This is a genomic window from Neosynechococcus sphagnicola sy1 (genome assembly GCF_000775285.1).
GTDB lineage: Bacteria > Cyanobacteriota > Cyanobacteriia > Neosynechococcales > Neosynechococcaceae > Neosynechococcus > Neosynechococcus sphagnicola.
On the sequence record NZ_JJML01000029.1, the window covers coordinates 58,340 to 77,879 of the forward strand.

The 19,540-nt window shown below is 51.6% G+C and carries 16 protein-coding genes and 4 pseudogenes; 6 read left to right on the top strand and 14 right to left on the bottom strand.

Features of this window, described 5'->3' with window-relative positions:
• The first annotated feature begins 4 nt into the window (after window positions 1-4).
• The 3 genes and pseudogenes from DO97_RS13110 (at window position 5) to DO97_RS13120 (ending at window position 3,755) form a co-directional block, all read left to right on the top strand.
• Window positions 5-352 (top strand): ribulose bisphosphate carboxylase small subunit, encoded by a 348-nt coding sequence (locus DO97_RS13110; RefSeq protein WP_036534148.1) that lies wholly within the window; start codon window positions 5-7, stop codon window positions 350-352.
• A gap of 220 nt (window positions 353-572) precedes the next feature.
• Window positions 573-2,801 (top strand): MMPL family transporter, encoded by a 2,229-nt coding sequence (locus DO97_RS13115; RefSeq protein WP_156120564.1) that lies wholly within the window; start codon window positions 573-575, stop codon window positions 2,799-2,801.
• Between the two features lie 23 nt (window positions 2,802-2,824).
• A pseudogene (locus DO97_RS13120) lies at window positions 2,825-3,755 on the top strand (histone deacetylase family protein).
• A 28-nt stretch (window positions 3,756-3,783) separates the two neighbouring features.
• On the opposite strand, the gene DO97_RS13125 reads toward DO97_RS13120, so the two are convergent.
• The 6 genes and pseudogenes from DO97_RS13125 to DO97_RS13150 form a co-directional block, all read right to left on the bottom strand.
• Window positions 3,784-4,317 carry a cofactor assembly of complex C subunit B gene (locus DO97_RS13125; RefSeq protein WP_036534150.1) on the bottom strand — a complete coding sequence of 178 codons (534 nt, stop codon included), beginning with the start codon at window positions 4,315-4,317 and terminating at the stop codon, window positions 3,784-3,786.
• A 12-nt stretch (window positions 4,318-4,329) separates the two neighbouring features.
• A complete protein-coding gene (gene aroH, locus DO97_RS13130; RefSeq protein ID WP_036534152.1) occupies window positions 4,330-4,749 on the bottom strand; it encodes a chorismate mutase in 420 nt (139 codons plus the stop codon).
• A 141-nt stretch (window positions 4,750-4,890) separates the two neighbouring features.
• Window positions 4,891-5,729 (bottom strand): annotated as a pseudogene (sppA, locus tag DO97_RS13135) (signal peptide peptidase SppA).
• 66 nt (window positions 5,730-5,795) lie between these two features.
• A complete protein-coding gene (locus tag DO97_RS13140; protein ID WP_036534154.1) occupies window positions 5,796-6,407 on the bottom strand; it encodes a pentapeptide repeat-containing protein in 612 nt (203 codons plus the stop codon).
• A gap of 56 nt (window positions 6,408-6,463) precedes the next feature.
• Window positions 6,464-8,186 (bottom strand): annotated as a pseudogene (locus DO97_RS13145) (ABC transporter ATP-binding protein).
• A 183-nt stretch (window positions 8,187-8,369) separates the two neighbouring features.
• Window positions 8,370-10,683, bottom strand: a pseudogene (locus tag DO97_RS13150) (NACHT domain-containing protein).
• A gap of 632 nt (window positions 10,684-11,315) precedes the next feature.
• On the opposite strand from DO97_RS13150, the gene DO97_RS13155 reads away from it, so the two are divergent.
• Complete coding sequence (locus DO97_RS13155) at window positions 11,316-12,446, top strand: alkene reductase (RefSeq protein ID WP_036534157.1); 1,131 nt, start codon at window positions 11,316-11,318, stop codon at window positions 12,444-12,446.
• Window positions 12,447-12,689: 243 nt separating this feature from the next.
• Here DO97_RS13155 and DO97_RS21165 read toward each other — a convergent pair whose 3' ends face one another.
• The 4 genes from DO97_RS21165 to DO97_RS13175 form a co-directional block, all read right to left on the bottom strand.
• Complete coding sequence (locus DO97_RS21165; protein WP_052128717.1) at window positions 12,690-13,349, bottom strand: salt stress protein, Slr1339 family; 660 nt, start codon at window positions 13,347-13,349, stop codon at window positions 12,690-12,692.
• An 87-nt stretch (window positions 13,350-13,436) separates the two neighbouring features.
• The gene (locus DO97_RS13165) at window positions 13,437-14,039 is read right to left on the bottom strand and encodes a vWA domain-containing protein (RefSeq protein ID WP_036534161.1); all 603 of its coding nucleotides are present in this window, start codon (window positions 14,037-14,039) and stop codon (window positions 13,437-13,439) included.
• Window positions 14,040-14,257: 218 nt separating this feature from the next.
• Window positions 14,258-14,566, bottom strand: coding sequence for a hypothetical protein (locus DO97_RS13170; protein ID WP_162182995.1), 309 nt, complete (start codon window positions 14,564-14,566; stop codon window positions 14,258-14,260).
• 287 nt (window positions 14,567-14,853) lie between these two features.
• On the bottom strand, window positions 14,854-15,321 hold the full coding sequence (locus tag DO97_RS13175; RefSeq protein WP_036534166.1) for a hypothetical protein: 468 nt from the start codon (window positions 15,319-15,321) through the stop codon (window positions 14,854-14,856).
• Between DO97_RS13175 and DO97_RS24425 the strand changes: the two genes are divergently transcribed.
• Both DO97_RS24425 and DO97_RS13180 read left to right on the top strand, forming a co-directional pair.
• On the top strand, window positions 15,320-15,487 hold the full coding sequence (locus DO97_RS24425; RefSeq protein ID WP_162182996.1) for a hypothetical protein: 168 nt from the start codon (window positions 15,320-15,322) through the stop codon (window positions 15,485-15,487). The two genes, DO97_RS13175 and DO97_RS24425, sit on opposite strands and share 2 nt — an antisense overlap.
• 227 nt (window positions 15,488-15,714) lie before the next feature.
• Window positions 15,715-16,260 carry a cyclic nucleotide-binding domain-containing protein gene (locus DO97_RS13180; RefSeq protein ID WP_036534168.1) on the top strand — a complete coding sequence of 182 codons (546 nt, stop codon included), beginning with the start codon at window positions 15,715-15,717 and terminating at the stop codon, window positions 16,258-16,260.
• A gap of 158 nt (window positions 16,261-16,418) precedes the next feature.
• Here DO97_RS13180 and DO97_RS13185 read toward each other — a convergent pair whose 3' ends face one another.
• From DO97_RS13185 to DO97_RS25200, 4 genes are read right to left on the bottom strand one after another with little or no spacing between them, the layout of a single operon-like run.
• Window positions 16,419-16,955 (bottom strand): retropepsin-like aspartic protease family protein, encoded by a 537-nt coding sequence (locus tag DO97_RS13185; RefSeq protein WP_052128718.1) that lies wholly within the window; start codon window positions 16,953-16,955, stop codon window positions 16,419-16,421.
• Window positions 16,955-18,589, bottom strand: coding sequence for a tetratricopeptide repeat protein (locus tag DO97_RS25190; protein WP_072016444.1), 1,635 nt, complete (start codon window positions 18,587-18,589; stop codon window positions 16,955-16,957). Before DO97_RS25190 ends, DO97_RS13185 begins: the two co-directional genes overlap by 1 nt.
• Window positions 18,532-19,269 carry an ArnT family glycosyltransferase gene (locus DO97_RS25195; RefSeq protein ID WP_072016445.1) on the bottom strand — a complete coding sequence of 246 codons (738 nt, stop codon included), beginning with the start codon at window positions 19,267-19,269 and terminating at the stop codon, window positions 18,532-18,534. Before DO97_RS25195 ends, DO97_RS25190 begins: the two co-directional genes overlap by 58 nt.
• Complete coding sequence (locus DO97_RS25200; protein ID WP_072016446.1) at window positions 19,217-19,540, bottom strand: hypothetical protein; 324 nt, start codon at window positions 19,538-19,540, stop codon at window positions 19,217-19,219. The genes DO97_RS25195 and DO97_RS25200 overlap by 53 nt, the downstream gene beginning before the upstream one ends.

The window sequence follows — 19,540 nt, forward strand, 5'->3', positions numbered from 1 at the left end:
ATCCATGAAAACTCTACCCAAAGAGCGTCGTTACGAAACTTTCTCCTACCTGCCTCCCCTCAGCGATGCTCAGATCGCCCGCCAGATTCAATACACGATTGAAAATGGCTTCATTCCTTGCGTGGAGTTCAACGAAGACTCTGCCGCAGAAACTTACTACTGGACGATGTGGAAGCTGCCCCTGTTCAACTGCACCACTCCCCAAGAGGTTTTGGCCGAAGTGCAACAGTGTCGCTCAGAGTACGGTAACTGCTACATACGTGTGGTTGCCTTTGATAACGTCAAGCAATGCCAGGTAATGAGCTTTATTGTGCATAAGCCCGGTACCAGCGGCGGCGGTTACCGCTACTAAGATTCTGTAGCGGATGGGATGATTTTGATAGGGTGGGCATGGCTCACCCTATTTTTTGTGTCCTTCCGGTTTCAGGGATCGGGGTTAGCATCAGAAATGACAGCCATCGGCACAAGCCTTTGGGGGATGGCGTGTTAAGCAATCTTCCAGAGTTGGCGTTTGACAGTCTGATCCTGTCCTTATCTGCCTGACTGGCGCTTTTTTAGTGACTTCAAATCCGTTGAAAAACTCTACTCCGGACTTACAGCAGCCGATACGCTCCTCCCCATTGACCCAGTTAGGGCGTTGGGTTTACGGCCACCGTATCTGGGTCATTGTCCTTTGGGGGCTGTTGATGATCGCCAGCCTCGGGGTCACCCCGCTGTTAGAAAATGCCTTGAAAGAGACAGGGGCGGTTTACCAAGGGGGATCGGCTTATCAGGCTGAGCAACTTTTGCAGCAAGAACTCAAGGTGATTCCCGATCCGTTAATTCTGGTGTTTCAGCGGCAAAAAAACCTGCCGGCAGGCATTGATTCGCGAGAGGTTGACCGACTCCTGAAGCAAATTCGTAGCTTATCATCGGTGAGTTCCGTCGTCAGTCCCACCGACCATCCAGAATATCGCAGCGCTGATGGACAAACGGCGTACAGTCTGATTCAACTCCGGGGACGTGATCGGGAAAAAGATGGGGCGATCGCAGCGATCGCCCAAATCTTGAACCAACAGACGCCTCAAGATTTAAAGACGTTTCTCACGGGGAAGCCTGCCATCGATCGCGAAGTCCAACGCATTAGCAAAGCGGATCTGAGTCGGGTGGAATTATTTGTCCTGCCGCTGGCGCTGGGCTTACTCTTGGTGATCTTTGGCTCCGTTGTGGCTGCGACCATGCCCGTTGCCATGGGAATGATGACGGTTTCCGTCACCTTTGGGATTTTGTACCTGGTGACGCTCCAGATGAACGTCTCGATCTTTGCCCTCAATCTCACCACGATGTTGGGGTTGGGGTTAGGGATTGACTACTCCTTGCTGATAGTCAGTCGGTTTCGAGAAGAATTGCCATCCGGGACGGTGGAGCAGGCGATCACTCGAACCTTAGCAACCGCAGGGCGATCGGTTTTCTTCTCAGGGCTGACGGTTTGCATTGGCTTGGTTTGTCTGATGCTTTTCCCCATCTTGTTACTGCAATCCTTGGGAATTGCTGGATCAATTGTGGTACTGCTGTCCGTCACTGCAGCTTTGACACTCTTGCCGGCGTTACTGGGATTGGTGGGGCATCGGATTAATCCCAGGGGATCCAGCGCGCCGACTGGGGCGAGGGGAAAAATTTTTTGGGCGGCGATCGCCCGCACGGTGACTCGCCACAGCTTCGCCGCCTTTCTGAGCATCCTCATCCTGGTGGGTGGCCTCACCGCCCCCTTCTTCATGGCTCGATTTGGGCTGCCGAATGCCGATATTCTCCCCAAAGCCTTACCTGCGCGCCAAGGGATTGAAGTGGTGCAACAAGCGTTTGGGGTGGGAGAAACCGCCCCAATTTTTCTAGCAATTCAGACCCCCACTCCCGGCGATCAGATTCTTTCCGAACGGCACCTTCAAACCCTGTTCAATTTTGTTCATCAATTGGAGGTAGATCAACGGGTTGCTAGCGTCAACAGTCTGGTGAATCTGAGTCCCCAGTTAAGCCTCAAAGACTATCAGCAACTGTATCGACACCCCCAACAAATTCCCCAGCCGCAGCTTACCCAGGCCGTTCACCAATTCAGCAGTGTTGCCACCACCCTAGTGATTGTCAAAAGCCGCAGCGACAGTCATGATGCCGCATCCCGAAAGCTAGTGCAAGATCTGAAATCGCAGCCGTTAGCGGGGCTGACGGTTCAGGTCTCCGGCCAGATCGCCAGTGACCTCGATACCATTGAAGTTATTGAGCAACGCTTTCCCCTAGTGTTGGCAGCGATGCTGCTGGCTACCTTCATGACCTTGGGGCTGCTGTTGCGTTCAATTATTTTACCCTTGAAGGCGATTGTGATGAACCTATTGTCCATCGGTGCCTCCTTTGGTTCCCTGGTGTTTATTTTTCAGCAAGGTCACTTTCAGACCTGGTTGAATTTCACCCCCGTGGGATACATCGATATTTTGTTAGCTGTGGTGCTGTTTTGTGTGCTTTTTGGGTTGAGTATGGACTATGAAGTCTTCCTTCTCAGCCGCATCCAGGAGGCATATGATCGCACTGGTAATAATTCTGAAAGTATTATCGAAGGATTAGAGCATACGGGCGGGATTATTACCAGCGCTGCGCTGTTAATGATAGTGGTCACGGGAGCATTTGCCTTTACTAGTATTATTTTGGTGAAAGCCTTGGGATTGGGAAGTGCGATCGCCATTGCCATCGATGCAACGTTAATTCGAGCCATTCTCGTGCCTGCTACAATGCACCTCATGGGTCGATGGAATTGGTGGCTACCGCGATTTTGATCTCCCCGTGACCCTGCACCCCAATGTTAGTGATTCTCTATTCCGACGAATTTTTGCAACACCAGACGGGCTATGGGCACCCGGAAAAACCACAGCGACTCACCGCCGTTAAGCAGGCTCTGGAAGCGATGCCCCAGGCGGATCAATTAATGTGGCGATCGCCGACTCCGGTTCAGCAACGACCCCTGCTGGTAGATCTGCAACGGGTACACTCCCTGGACTATATTCAGCAGGTACAGCACTTGGCACAGCAGGGAGGGGGGTATCTGGATGGGGATACCCCGGTGTCGGCCCAAAGTTATGAGGTTGCCTTGCTGGCCGTCAGCGCCTGGTTAGATGGGGTGGATACAGTCCTCAACCGGGGTGAACCTGCCTTTATCCTTGCTCGTCCCCCCGGACACCATGCCCTCGGCGATCGCGGCATGGGGTTTTGTATTTTTTCCAATGCGGCGATCGCGGCTCACTATGCCCTGGAACAACCCGGCATCCAGCGCGTTGCCATTCTTGACTGGGATGTTCACCACGGCAATGGTACTCAGGCGATCGTCGAAACTCATCCCCAAATTGCCTATTGCTCTTTGCATCAGTCTCCCTGCTACCCTGGCACCGGGCATGCAACTGAAACGGGTGCCTATGGGAATGTCCTGAATCTACCCATGGCTCCAGGAAGCACCTTCGCCCACTATCAGCCAGCCTTTGAGCAGCAAGTGATGCCCGTTTTTACAGCGATTTCAGCCCGATCTCCTGATTGTGAGTGCTGGGTACGATGCCCATACCGATGACCCCCTTGCCAGTATGGCCCTCCAGCCTCAAGACTTTGGTTACATGACCCAGAGGTGCCTGCAACTGACTCGCCGCCTAGTGCTTGGTCTGGAAGGGGGCTATGACTTCAACGCCTTGGCTGAATCGGTGGTATCCACGGTTCAAAGTTGTCTCAGGGAACCTGTGGCTTGAGAAGGGCAATGGGGATTGGCGTTGTCGCTTACTCCTCACAAACTTTGAGCAATAGGGCTTGCTGCAGGGCTGCCAACTCATCCCGGTGGGCAATCACCGTAATCCAGCAATGAGGGGAGGCAGTCCCTAGCCGAGGTTCAACCCTTAGACACACTTGCTCCGGGCGACCTGCGTTTCGCCAGTAAAACACCCCCGCCATGGGAGATAACAGGGGGAGTCCTAACAACACCGCTGCCCAGTCCGGAACTAACATCGCGAGCACCAGCGTCAGACACAGCAACCCGACCGCTGCTAGGAGTGAGAGAAAGATAGCCAGAAACCAACTGGGGCGAACCATGCCGACATAGGTGACTTGGTTCTGGGTCGCATCCACTGCGGCAATGCGGTAGGCGCGTTGGGTAAGGTAGTCTTGGAGTTGCTCCAACAGAGAGGACTCAGACTGCTCAGCCACTAGTTTAACGGCTTGGATACGGTCTTTCACCGAGGCTCGAATAAAGAAAACCAGACCGATGACCAGCAGCAGGGTGAGAAAAAAGGTGGAGGTCAAAACGGGAGAATTCATAGCAAGGGCGACTCAAGAAAGGTGAGACTGCACGGTAGAGGTCGAGGTTAAGGTTGCCGATGCCAAGGTCCAGTCGGGTCGCAGGTTTTTGGCCTGCTGGAGATAGGGGTGATGAATCTCCAGATTGGGATTGGGGGTATTAAAGTGGATGAGAAAGCGGATGCATCGTTCGAGACTACCTTCGACATGCATCTGTTGTACATCCAACAGCGGAACGTTGCTCCAGTGAGGGCGTTCGCGGGCAACCTGGGCTGGGAAGATGGCATCTAAATCGCGAGTGGTTGTAAACGTCGCACTGACAATTTCATCGGGATCAAGTTGATTGTGAGCTTCCAATTCATCCAGTAATTCATGAACTGCTGCTCGAATGGCCTCAACTGAATTTTCTCCGGCAGTTGTTGCCCCACGAATTGCCCGCACTCTCCACTGCACGCTCCTGTCCTCCTGCTGGTTTGACACTGTTATTTCGCCGTAATGTTCCGATTGCCTCTCAGGAGCAACCCAATACCTGAGCTCAGATACCTTCAGTGGATACCGTAACTCAAATTTTATGCTGGTAAAAGGTCTGCTGCTCTAAGGTCGATAGAGCCACAGCGGCAGGCCAGCAGTGGACATTTCAAACTCTAACCAATCTGCTCCCGCCGCCAGACCCGGTAGTCCCTGACGGCAGAGCAGGGATTGTTGCCCCCCCGAGAGCAGGCGACTCAACAGGGGTTTGCGCTCTTCAAAGGTATGACAACGGGTCTTTTCAGGGTCTAAGCCCACCAGTTCTGCTGCCCAGCGACGGGCATCAGCTTCCGTTCCCAGACGGTCAACTATCCCAAGTTCCAGGGCTTGTTGACCCGTGAAAATGCGGCCATCGGCAAAACTTCTGACGGTTTCAATCGCCAAATTGCGGCCTTCCGCAACGGTCTGCACAAATTGTTGATAGGTGGTATCAATGAGTTCCTGAAGGATATCTTTCTCCGGATCCGTGAGTTCACGGTCAAAGGCCAGAATATCCTTGTAAGGGCCTGATTTGATCACCTTAAACGAGACCCCAACCTTCTCCAGCAGCCGCTCCAGGTTATTCCCTCGCAGAATCACCCCAATGCTGCCCGTAATCGTGCCGGGATTGGCCATGATGTGTTCGGCTCCCATGCCAATGTAAACCCCACCGGAGGCAGAGATATTTCCAAAGCTGGCAATAATCTTGATTTTGTCGCGCAAACGCTTCAAGGCACTGTAAATTTCGTGGGAGTCGCCCACGGTTCCCCCTGGGCTGTCGATGCGCAGCAAAAGAGCCGGGAAACGCCTATCTTCAATGGTTTTCAATGCTTCTAAAACACGCTTGCGGGTTGGCCCAGCGATCGCGCCAGTAATTTCAATCCGAGCGATTTGTTTTTGAATCGGGGTTTAAACGGCCAGATCATGGGTTCTCGAGACATTGCATCATAATTTCACATTCTAGTCTGCCTGCCGATTGTGGGCACGTCTGTTTAGCCGTGGAGCCTGCCATCGGGCATCCGAGTCCCCTGGAGATTGGCCTTTGTTAAGTCAGCTTTGGATAAACTCGCATCCGTGAGATCGGCTCCACTCAGGTCAGCGCGGGTTAAATCCGCCCGTGTCAGATCGGCCTCACGCAAGTTGGCAGACTCTAAATTGCATTGGCAGAGATTGGCTCCACTCAAATTCGCTCCCCTGAGATTGGCTCCACTTAAATTGGCCATACTCAAGTTAGCCTTGGACAAATTGGTCAGGGTCAAATTGGCTTGGGTCAGATCCCCATTGGCAAGATTGCCCTGAATCAGGATTGCCTGGGACAGGTTGGCTTCGCGCAAAATTACCAGGCGGAGGGTGGAATGGTAGAGCTTGGCTTTGGTGAGATTGGCTTTAGTGAGATTCGCCCCCGTGAGATCGGTGACATTGAGATCGGCTTCGCTCAGATCGGCCATGCTGAGATTGACTTTCTTGAGATTCGCCCCGCGCAGATCCGCCAGTTTCAGAAAGGCTGAACTCAAGTCAGGACGGAGGTGGGGTTGATTGAACCGCCATTGGTTCCAGGCAGTTACTCCCTGTTTGAGAAAAATCAGATGCGCTTTTTCGCTCACCAGGACTCTGACAACAATGGTGCATCTAAGGTAACATGAAACTTACGTAAATTCCCTCAAGAGAGGAGGGCTTCTAGCTGGTGCTGATTCCAGAGAGTTTGGTACAGTCCCGGCTGTTCAATTAGCTCCCCATGGGTGCCTGATTGAACAATCTGTCCCTGATCCATCACTAGAATACGATCCGCTGTCGCAGCGGCAGAGAGTTGATGGGAGATAAAGATCACCGTTTTCCGCTGGGTGCCCGACGCTAAATACTCCAGAATTCTGAGGGCGGTTTGGTTGTCCACACTGGAGAGGGAATCGTCCAAAATCAAAATTGGGCTATCCATAATCAAAGCCCGGGCGAGACTGGTGCGTTGTCGTTGGCCCCCTGATAGAGTAATACCGCGCTCCCCCACGGGAGTGTCGTACTGTTGGGGAAAATTGAGAATTTCAGCGTGCATCTGTGCCTGCTGCGCTGCCTGCTCGACGGCCTCTTGCCCGGTTATGGGAGCACCGTAACGGATATTAGTTTTTAATCAAAGCACTAAAGAGAAAGCTGTCCTGGGGGACATAGGCGATCGCAGACCGCAAATCTGGGAGCCGAATCTGGGTGATATCGTAGCCATCGAGAAATAACTGTCCTGGTGCAATCTCTAGCAGTCGGGGGAGGGCATTGGCCAGAGTTGATTTCCCCGAGCCAATGGGTCCAACAATGGCAACGGTTTCTCCGGCATGAATGGTGAAGTTAACGGACTGGAGGGCAGGGGTCTTTGCCCCTGGATAGGTATAGTTAAGGGACTTGGCCGTCAGTTCCCCCCGCACCTGGTCACGGGGCAAGGCGATCGCCCCTTGCCGATCTTGAATTTTGGGTTCGATCATCAGAATCGACTCAATGCGATCAATGCTGACCTCCCCTCGCTGGTAGGCAGTGATCGTAAATCCCAACAACGCTGTGGGAAAGACGAGGCGTTCCACGTACAGAATCAGGGCAATAAAGTCACCAATCCCAATCACCCCTTTGGCGATCGCATCAGCTCCCAGCCATAACACCAATAACAAGCTGACATAGGCAAGCCCCCCAATGACCGGGAAGAGCATATTGCGGGTGAGTGCCAGAGCCAGATTGGCCTCGAGCAATCGTTGGTTCAGTCCCTGGAATGCCTGACGCTCATTGGCTTCTTGACCATAGATTTTAATCAGCGCCATACCGCTCATATCTTCTTGTACCAGTTCGCTGATGTTCGACAACTCCTGTTGCACCGTCAGTTGTTGCCGCCGTAACTGGTTGCTAGAGAGTTGAACCAATACCAGCATCACAGGATATACCGAAAGCGCCAGTAGGGTCAGCCGCGTGTTAATGGACAGCATCACGGGCAGCGTCAGGGCATAGGCAAACAGCGTATTAGCTCCACTGAGGACAGCAAATCCCAGCAGCCGCCGAATATTTTCCACATCGCTGGTAGCGCGATTGATTAAATCACCGATGGTATGGGTGGCAAAATAGGCGGGTTCTAAGGTGAGAAGGTGTTCAAAAATGCGTTGCTTCAGGTCAAATTCTACTTGGCGACCCACCCCGAACAGTAACAGTCGTGAACCAACCCGAAAAGCCCACATCAAAGATGCCAGGATAAAAATCAGCACCACATCCATTAAGACCTGGCTGAAGTCAAAGGCAAGTTGTAGATCATCGATGCTACCCCGAATCAGCAATGGGATGTAGACACCCACCCCATTGACAATCAGTAGTGCCAACACCCCCAAGGTGGCTTGACGCCAGTGAGGTCGGAGATAGGCCAAGAGCTTCTGGAAGTGACGACGTTGACCGTCAACTGGGGGGGGGGTCTGGTGGGGACTGCTTGAACGATGTGCGGGAGACAAAGGAAGGAGAAGCCATGCATACCCCTGAGCAACCTTCACAATTCTAGGCGACCTGCCCGCGTGTCAGCAGGGGATTGCCCTCAACCACCTGTCCAGCCAGATCTATTGCCATTCCTCTGCTTCCAGATGGATCTGAGGCAAGAATAATGTGGCTTCGATGTGCTGCCGAATTGCTGGTGTCACTTCACAGTTGCTATGCAAGCAATCCAGTAGCAGTTGATTGGCAGCGTAGTAGCGTTGCAATGTATGCTGTTGCTCGGGGCTAAATTCCCAGTGATGGTGCATGCGCCCATAATTGTGGGTTCCAGTCTTGTGCAGTTCTACCCAGGTTGCAGGGGGATAGGCGGGCCAAGCCTGAAATCGTTCCTGGTTTTGATCAAGTTCGGGAGTTGCTGCTGGCCTTGTTGCTGTGATTTGTGCCAGCCAACCCTGAGAACCCTCCCCAAAATGTTGCTGAGTCGATTGCCACAAAGATGAACAGGGACAAAGTCTAGGTGTTGATCGATGGCACTGATTATGCGGCAAATTATCCCAGGTGACATCCCTAAAACTCTTCTCGTCTAGAATGCAGCCAAGGGGAAAATCAACCCCTATGTGAGGCGTTGGAGTTGATGTCAGGTAAAAGGCTCCCACCGTTGCATTTTTTGTTGCGGCTGGGATCGGCTGCGATTTTTCGCTGGCCCACAGCAAGAACTCTTGTAAATAGGGGTCTTTAGCGACTAATGCATCAATTTTTTGCTTCATCAACTGTACGAGTGAATCTGCACTGCGCAACATGGCAGCTGTCAACAAGAAGATTTCCCGCCAGTGAGGATCGGTAATATGATTCACGAGGCGACCCAGCGCTTGCTCCAGTGCCTGGAGGTTATGACTGGCAACGATGTTTCGCGCTGTCAAGTATTCTTGAAACGCCAGATAGGAGAAGGAAAAAATACCCCGCGCTCGTTCGGTTAGTAATCCATGGTGCGACTCAATCGCCTTCAGCACCGCTTCACTAACGAGTTGCAGTTCCTCGGCATCCGTTGATGCATCGGGCAGATGCTGAATATAGTCCTCAATATGCTGCGCAATCACCCGTTTTTCAAAGAAGTACTGACCTTGTTCAAACAGGATCGTTGCAATCTGACTCAGCAACTTCAGCTTTTGGGACAAGCGAAACTCCCGGTACACCTGATCGCGTTCGACCCCTTTGGCTTCATCCCATTGGCCCAGGAGTAAATCCAACCCCTGTTTATAAAACTCAGACCGCTTGGTGGGAAATTTCCCTTGACCATGAAATACCCAGCAGGCAAGATGCAAAAACAGGGGGGTGCCTACCAGTTGCCGCAACTGCCAATTTTCCGGCAGATCCAACTTCTGAAGAAACTGGGCAGACTGATCCTGCCCCGATGGATCCGTCGTTCTGCTCAATACCACAAACCACTGTTGCGCGAAGGTGTTAATTTGAACTTGGGTAAAGGGCGCAATTTCCACATCGGTGAAGCCTCGCAGCCCTAGTTTTTGGGCAGCGGTGCGACAGGTTACTACAAATCGATTTTTGTGGTAAACATCCGAGAGTTTGCGAATTTCCCTCAGAACTGTGGTAATGTCCTGGTTCAGAATTTCATCCATGCCATCCATCAACAGCAGGACTTGACCCGCTTGCAGCAAGGTTTCAAGCACTGACGGGTTGGCAACGCCAGAGGAGAGAAACCCCTGACGAATGTAATTGAACAGGCTAAATTCACCCCTGCGTCGCGATGCTTCGGCGAACTCTCTCAATGCAATAAAAACTCGGCACTTGATTGGCAGCGAACTCACCCCGATTGCACTGAATCGCAAGATGTTGCAAAAAGGTGGTTTTGCCAACCCCTGGTTTACCCAGAACTCTGAGCTTTGTGTAAGTTTTAACGGCCTGCATTCCCGGTATTTGCTTCTGTGCAACCGCTCCCAAACCAATGCGATCAAATTCCGTCAGTTTGATGTTTTCCAGGTCAGAAATCTCAACCCACTGCTGACTGGCAATTTCCTCCAACATATTGACATCTACATAAATGTCATCAATATTGACCGGATGGCTAATATCTAATAGTTGCAAGATGCCGCACTGGTTTTGAATGGTGTCTCGGCGTTGCGATCGCACCTCTTGCACCAGAACAGCAATATCCAGCGGAGAAGTCTCAGGACGCTCTCCCGGCTCCGGAAATTCTGCGGGCGGCTCAAGGGCGATCTCTCGCCAATCCAAATCCAGAATTGAACAAATTTCCATAAAAGCCTGGCGATCAACGGGTTGTCCGGTGAAAAATCGCCAGATTGGTTGACGGGTCTTGAGGTTCACCTCCCCTGCCAGATTTTCTTGAGTCCATCCCTTGATGCTAAACGAGCGTTTAGCCTTTTGAATGCCGGAGGCAGAGGCTTGAAGCGATCGCTTGACCATAATATAAGAACCTCATATTAAGACGAAGGCTCAGAATTGAAATTTTGTATGAAGATTGATATTTTAAAATCGTTTACCATAGACTATCAGATTTAACTTACTTAAAACTAGTACAAATTCTTTAGAATTTTCTTCGAACACTATCAGAGAATGTTTTAAATGGGTCAAGTTAAGTTCTAAAAGCTACTTAAGCAGAAGGCCACGAAGCCTAAAATCCCCATGTCATTGTAGAAATTTCTCAGTAGTTGAGGTAATCAAAATAGGTCGAGGGAACTTTTAAAATATCCTCTAAGGATGAAATGAATCCAATTGGAATTTTCCCATATCGCAATTTCCATTCCAATCGAGTGTACTTAAACCCAGTTAAATTAAGAATTTAAAAATTCAAATTTTACCTCACCACCAGCAGAAATACTTAGAATTTGAGGAACGATGTACGATCACCCGTGAATGCATGTCTCTCATCAGAACCCGAAAGCCTACCCGAACCGAATATCAAGTTGAGAGGTGAGCAAACTGGGTTGAGGGTGCTACCTTGCCCATAGGTCTCTGCACTTCTGATGTATTGGCAACAACTCAAATCACCCAATCGGGATGGATATACTGAAGCTGTTGGCCTCACAATGACCTAAATGAATACCCAAATAGCGCCATCATCCCTCCTCAACCCCTTTGACTTAGGGGATATTACCTTAAGTAACCGGGTCGTCATGGCTCCGATGACAAGAGCCCGAGCCGGTGCAACAAGAATGCCCAATGCACTGATGGCCCAGTATTACGCTCAACGCGCGAGTGCTGGATTGATCATTACCGAAGCCACCGTGATATCTACCCAGGCCAATGGCTGGCAAAATACACCAGGCATCTATACGGAGGCCCAGGGGGAAGCCTGGACTCAGATTGTTGAGGCAGTTCATGCCCAATCAACTCCCATCTTCCTGCAACTCTGGCACTGTGGCCGCGCCTCTCACAGTAGTTTTCAAGAAAATAGCCAGCTGCCGGTGGCACCCTCAGCCATCAAGATCAATGGAGATCAGATTCATACCCCGATTGGTTCTCAACCCTACGAAACGCCTCGCGCCCTGGAAACCAGTGAAATTCCCCTGATTGTAGAAGCTTATCGACAAGCAGCAGCGCGAGCCAAGCTAGCTGGCTTCGATGGGGTTGAGATTCATGGAGCCAATGGTTATCTGATCGACACCTTTTTGCAATCTAAAACCAATCAGCGATTGGATCAGTATGGCGGTGGGGTGGAAAATCGCTACTGCTTTCTCAAGCAAGTGGTAGAGGCAATCTTAACCGTATGGCCGGCCAACCGAGTGGGGGTGAGGCTTTCTCCCAACGGGGTATATAACGATATGGGTTCACCCGACTATCGGGAAACATTTCTCTACACCGCTGAGCAACTAAATATCTACGGTCTGGCCTATCTCCATCTGCTGGATGGTCTGGGTTTTGGTTTTCACGAATTGGGTACCCCGATGACCTTGACCGAGTTCCGCCAGGTATTTAAGGGGCCATTGATTGGCAACTGTGGCTACACAAAAGAGCAGGCTGAAGCTGCTATTTTCAGTGGCGCAGCGGACTTAATGGCCTTTGGTCGTCCCTTTATCAGCAACCCTGACCTCGTGGAACGGTTCACCCATAACTGGCCGCTCAATCCTCCAGCAGAGATGAAAGACTGGTATTCCTTTGGCTCAGAGGGCTACATTGACTTTCCGGTCTACCAGTCAGGGGCCGGCCTGCCTGACAAAAGTAGCTGAAAGCGAAGTGCAGAGGGAATAAGGAAGGGAACAAGGAGGAGAAGGGTAGAAAGACATGAGAGGCTATAGTTGCCACACAAATAGCCCAGTAACCATGTCAAGCACTCCCCTTCTGTAGGGTCAATGCTTGGCCTTTTTGCGTCAACATAGTCAAGCTATAGATATGTACCCCTTGAAGCCCCTTGCCTGGATGGTCAATGCCTTGCTCTACAGCGGCTAACTGAGTCTGCCTGCTTGGGAAGCTTATCGATTGTGGTCAACAGACTGAAGTGCCTCCAGATAGTCGATCGCTGCCTCTAACTGGGAGTCATAGGAAGCAGAAAATTCCTCAAACCAGCGTCCTTCTTCAGAGTCAGGATTGAAGGACTTTAGCCACGTTCTTGCCTGCTCTGCCAATTTTTCCCGCCGTTTTGTCTTAGCCTGTTCCAGGCGGCGTTGCTGCTCTGGCTCCTGCTGTTGCTGTCGGAGTTCAGCCCTGTGCAATTCCTGCTGCTGTTTCGCTGCCTCTGCCTGAGTTTGATGTTCATCGTGGGATTTGAGATCGGAGAGCAGATGATGGTCAAAGGCCGACCTCCGACCATCCTTCGTTGATTTCCCTTGATGGTTAGAGAACAGCCAATCTGGCTCTGATGATCGCCCCTGTTGGGCCAATTGACGATCTTGAGGGGATAAAGGGGCGAGAGGTTGCCTCAGATCAACCGGATCCGGTTGGGAAAGCTCTGTCCGTGCAGATCGCCGGGTTGCTTCATCAAGTTGACCTAGAAGATCGTTCAGCGATCGCAGGGGGGGAACCGCAGGCAGATGATGAATTTCAGGGGGTGAGGAGTCCTGTGTTGATCCGCTCAATGGCTGCTGATCCTGTTCCGCTTTCAGTTTTGCTAAGAGATTATCAACCGAGTCCATCTCCCACTCCGGAATATCGAATTGTCGTCAGGCCTCAAACCTTACCCACGCCTACCTCTGCTTCCACGATCAGGCTTCGAGTGTTGGCTAATCGTTGATGGCGCTCAGCAACACCTCTGCTAAACTCATGTCTGCCATATCATCGATTGTAATCGTGTCACAGATGTCAAACTTGGCTCCCACCTCCTGAAGCTGTTCATCCAATGCCTTCAGAAACTTCGTTGCCCCCGGATCGTTCCCCACTTGGATAAATGAGATGGCGAGTTCTTCATCGTTTTCCATTCGGCGGGTGACATCAATGATCACTTCCATTACCGCTCTGCGATCGTCTGGTTCGCCATCGGTGATAACCAGAATTGTCTCTCCGGCTGGTTTGGTCTTCCTAGCAGCCTTTCGTTGAAAGTAGGAATTCGTCGCATCTTGGAGTACAACTGCCAGATTCGTTGAGCCAACCGGGTCATTTTCCATAAAAATCTGCGCCACCTTACTGGCCGTCACATCGTCAAAGCGCTTGAAGCGGCTGGAGAACATATAGACTGTAATCCCATCTGGATCAAACTGTTCGCACTTCCGAGCCAGGGCCAGAGTCGATTCCTCAGCCGCTTGCCAACGACTCTTGCCACCTAGCTGATCCGGAGCAGACATGCTGCCGCTTTTATCGAGAATTAAGGTGTAATCTCGGTCCTTCAAGAGTGCATCCTCCGGATCAAGTGAGTAAGGTTTTGTGATTTTAATGTAGCTGATTCAGTCATCAGCTAGGTGGGTTCCTACACAAATTCTCATAATGATGTTAACGGTTCTCACTTCTCGACTGCCTGCAAAAATGCTTCACCTTCAGATCGCCCAGCGACGATGCATGAGATCTCACCTTTGCAAAACAAAAAATATCCAAACTTTTTCCAGCAAGGCTAAGGGGTCAGAAAATTCATATATATCTGATTTCCACCGGAGGCTTTACCAAAAATGTAGAGCCGACCATTGAAAGAAGCAGAAGCTAGGGGCAGTTCCGTCATGCCATTGCCGGGTACTGCTGACCAACCCGTCCATGAAGAACCATTAAAAATATTCACAGACACTTGATTTTCTCCCACTCCATTGCTAATGAGATATAGCTTGCCATTAAAGGTTTTAGCTGATAGAGAAATATTGGTTTTCCCCCCACCTGGTACCTCTGACCAACCCGTCCATGAAGAGCCATTAAAGGCATTGACAGACACACGATTGCCTCCTATCCCTTTTCTAAAGATATAGAGCCGACCATTATAAGACATCGAGCCTAGAGCTTCCTCAGTTGTGCCATTGCCAGGTACCTCTGACCAACCCGTCCAAGAAGAACGATTAAAGACATTTTTATAGACTCGATTAGTTCCCAATCCTTTCATGATGAGATATAGATGACCGTTGAAAGTGGTTGCTGATAGGGATACATCTGTTTTCGCTCCCACCTGGTACCTCTGACCAACCCGTCCATGAAGAGCCATTAAAGGCATTGACAGACACACTATTACCCCCCCAAGCCTTTTCTAAAAATATAGAGCCGACCTTCGTAGGAAATGGACGCTAGAGGTAGATCTGTTATGCCATTGCCAGGAACTTCTGACCAACCTTCCCAGGAAGAACCATTGAAGACATTTTTATAGACTCGATTGGTTCCCAATTCCTTATTAATCAGATATAGACGACCATTGAATGTGGTTGCTGATGGGGAGACATTTGTTTTTCGTCTACCCGGTACTTCTGACCAACCCACCCATGCTCTAGAAATCAAATTATCTTCGGTTGGAGTTAGACGTGGATCTGTATCGCCATTGGTAGAGTTGAGACTACTGCTAGAGAAGGTTGGAGCAAATACGCTCGGCTTCTCACTATATGCATAGGCTTTGGAGGAAATCAGAACCAACGGTGTCAAACCGCTATAGATGATGCCTGCAACGGTAATCAAACTCAACAACCAAGGCTGATATGTCAACATGAAGCTCATGTACTTCTTCATAACAAGTGTTGGTAAATTAATCGACTCAAACAAACTCAAACTTCTAGACATTAATTTTGGGGAACTTCCTGACCCGCGATCGCAAGCCCACTACAGTCAACCTAGCAATGGCGGAGCGGACTTCTACACCCAATCCTTCGTTTGATCCAGGGGATGCAGCCCGTGGAGATCGCCGTTGCAGTGCGTTTGTTCTTATCACTTCCCTTCCCTTGAGAGATAAACTGGCGATTGAGTACTGTGCCGCGCTGCATAACTGACCTTGCGACGTGGCCAACCCAATTAATATCATCCACAATCGTTAAACAGAGGATCGAAGAGTATCAGGATTGAAGATCGCCAGGGTATCATCCGGTTGTCAGAACACAGGGAGCTATGGAAAAAGCATTATTCATTCTAGGGGAGCTGACCGATGATGACTTTGACTGGATGCTAACCAATGGGAGCAAAGAAGAAATTCCAGCAGGCACCATCCTGATTCAGCAGGGGAACCCCATTGATAAGTTCTACATTGTGCTTGGAGGAGACCTGGGGGTTTTCATGGGATCTGCCGAGGGGCCTGTGATCGCCCATCTCAGCAGCGGTGAAGTGGTCGGTGAAATGTCCTTCCTGGATGCCCGTCCCCCGTCGGCAACCGTCAAGGCCATTGCAGATTCCCTGGTGTGGTCGATTCCCCGCAAACACCTAGTGACCAAGTTGCATCAAGATGTGGGCTTTGCGTCTCGTTTTTACCGTGCCCTAGCGGTTTTTCTCTGCGATCGCCTGCGGGGTACTGTTAGTCGCTTGGGCTATGACCCCGATCAGTCCTTGAGTGGATCAGAGTCAGAAGCAGAGATCAATCCCAGTGTTTTAGATAATCTCGATCTGGCGCAAATCCGCTTTAGTTGGTTACTAAGACGCCTGTTGCTGATTGAGAATTAATTCCCTGGTTCCCGATCACATCCATTGCTCCGATGGACTTCGCCCCGTTTGCCCCTGGTTCTACCAGGAGATTCCCCCGTCCGAAGCAAGGATTGATCTGGCTCCTTCAGGGCTCTACTTTCACCGGGTCCATAGGCTTTTCCTCCATTTTCATTGCCCTATTGACGAGGGCGAAAAATCACTGCCTTTTCGCGGATGGTCATATTAAAGGAGCGGTAGAAGTTCTGGCCCAACAGGGGCGAACTGTCAATGACCACAACATCAAAGTTAGTCATGACTGCACCGCCAACACGAATCGAAGGTACAATCCCTGCGGGGGCCTTAATCATGCCGCCGTGGGCTAGGGTTAAATTAGCCGTGCCCGTCTGCCGGAAGCCGACGACCCTTGCCATCTCTGGGGTAATGGTGGTGATGCTGGCTCCAGTATCCACCATCATTGGATATCGTTCCCCATTGTTAAAGGTCACTTGAATCACCGGAATCCCGCCCTCTCGTTTGACAATCGGGGCAATGAACCAGTTGGAATTGCGCTGTGCGATCAGGGATCTAGGACGGATGGTTAACACTGGTTCCCTACTTGTGCCCGCAGTCTGACTGGTAGGGGGGGTGAGGGCAGCTGCTGCCGTACCGGCAGCCATCAGGATCACGGCTAGGGCGATCGCAGACCCGTGAATTTTCAAAGCACATTTTTTCATCAAGGCATGACCAGGAGACTGGACTGGTATTCTGTCTCTATCTTACTGGTAGCAGGGTGTGTAGCCAGGAACCCCTGAGCCTCCTGCCATGCTCCCCAGAGATTTCCTTGCATCAAGTCAGCAATCCCCTTCATTGCCCGCAGTTCTGGTTGCTGGGGGAGGAGAACCAGCCCTGGCTGGAGAGCGATTTGAGCTGCTCTAGGGGACAAATCATACAGATAGACAAAGGCCAGGTAAGCGTGGGGCCAAGGATTTTGGGCATCGAGATCAATGACCCGCTGGAGTGCTGCGATCGTAGGTTGCACCTGCCGCTGTAACAGGGAGGCAAGGGTAAGCCCATAGGCGAATTCTAGGTTCTTGGGTTCCTGCCGAAGCCGTTCGGTCAAGCTCTGCTGCGTTTGCAGGGTGTAGTCCTGAGTGGGGTCATATTGATTGATCTGCCCGACCTTGGCAAACAGGGCATCAAAGGCTGTAATCCCTTGGGGGAGGGTGGCGGCGAGGGTACGCAGTTGCGTCACATAATCTAGCTCGGGTGCAGGCTGAGGGAGGGCCGAGGGATCAATCATTACCTGCACCTCAGGGGTGCTGATGGGAGAACGAGATCCAGTTTGACGATTGAGGTAGGTCGCCTGCAGTCGATAGGTACCAGGTGTTAGATCTCTTGGGGGCAAGGTGGCGGTTTGTTCCACCACCTGAAAGGACTGATCCGCGATCGCTGGCTGATGGTAGAGTCTGCCGAGGCCAAGGGCATGGTCGTGGAACCACTGGGCTGGGGCTGCTTCCTGCGGTGCGGTGGGGGATTGCACCCGTTCCCAAGTCAGTAACACTAACCCGGACTGAAGTTGTTCCCAGTTGCCCGTCCACGTGTAGGTGACTGCCAAGGGCTGGCCGGGGGGCGCTTGAGACACCACCTGTACCTCCTTAAGTTCTACCCGTTCCAGTCTTGGGTTGGGTAGGGGTGTTACCTGAATTGGTGCGTGCCGCCGATGGTAAAGCTGCAAATCATCGCCATCGGGTAAGGGCCACGTCTTGACCTCAAAGTCAGGGTTGTTTTGAATTGCCTGAACCAGAGTCGCTTGAGCGGCACTCTTGGCAGATTGAATCGAGCCTTGGAACCCGGATTTGGTTAAAAACCAGGAAAGCGATCGCAAATCTTCAGCCACCTGTTCCCGACGGGTTCCCACCTGACGGCCATAGACCTGAAAATCTGCCAGGGCTCCGTAGAAGTTGAAGTTATGCTGATTCACCGTTGCGGTGGAAGGTAAGACTCCCAAGGTGGTTTGCAAGTAAGGTTCCGTGCGCTGGATCTCAGCAATTACCTGGGGGTGAGGCCAATCGGGGCCCCAATAAACCGGATGGCGAGCGACGGGACTGAGGGTATTCGTCAGCCCATTGATCGCTGCCCCATCGGGGGCAAAGAGGTTTAACCCCATGAGCAAGCAGGCCGTCGCCATCCCCCCCCAAGGTACGTACCGCCAGCGTTGCGGCCAACAGGTCAGCCCATAGGCTAAAACCACTGCCACCACTGGGAGGTAGGGAACGACGTAGCGATTATCTTTATTGATGTTCAGGGAACTCAGCAGGTAAGCCCCGACCCAAAAGACCGCCAGCCAGATCCAGGTTTGCCGTTGCACCCCACCCCTCCTTGAGACGTAAAGCCTGGAAGTGGCCAGCGTCTACTCAGCCAGTGCAGCAGCAAACCGACCAGGGGAACCAGCAGCAGGGGCCAGGAAACCAGTTTAGGGAACTCATGCCAGTAATAGGTCCAAGCCCCCAGAGTATTGAGAGCCGGATCGCCTTCGGCGATCGCTGAATCGATCGTGGCTCGTTTCCCAGCGGTGAACATCAACAACCAATTGGTACGATACCAAGGACCGAAGACCAGCACTGCCACTCCCAGACTCACCATCAGTTGCGCCCAGCGTTCCCAAGCCCGCTGTTTCAGCCAACTCAGGCTCACCCAAACCAAGGGTGTGAACAGAAAAAATAAGGCGGGTTGCTTGACCATTAGCGCCAGACCTAGGGTCAGTCCCACGACGATCGCCCACAGCCAGCCTCCCAGACGAGTCGTACTGTAGCGCCAGTAGGTGAGACAGCAAAAACACAGCGTCACCATGGCCACAAGGGGGTAATCCAGCAAAAAGTCTAGGCGGGCGAGATACAACCCCGGAAGTAACAGACACAGCCCTGCGGCCCACAACCCGACCCTAGGGGTAAATAGCCTTACCCCTAGGCCATAGACAGCTACCAGCAGCAGGGCACTAAAAAACGAGATTAACCAGGGTTGCTTGGGCTTCTCCCCGTCCCCAGCCATTGAAAAACGGCACGGTGCTGATAAAGGTCAGCGGCGGAAATTTCGAGGTCAATTGCCAGAAACTCATCCACCAAGTGGCTGAAGCCCACTGGGGCTGCTGCAAGATTTGCCAGTAGTTCAAGGTACTGGTGAGATACTCCGCCTGATCCCAGGCAGGGACGGAGCGATCGTAGGCAAACCAGCAGCGATCGCCCACTGCTCCAATTAACCAGATCAGCCCTAGGATGAGCCAGTATTGCCATCGATGTTGCTGAGCCGCTGAATCTGTCAT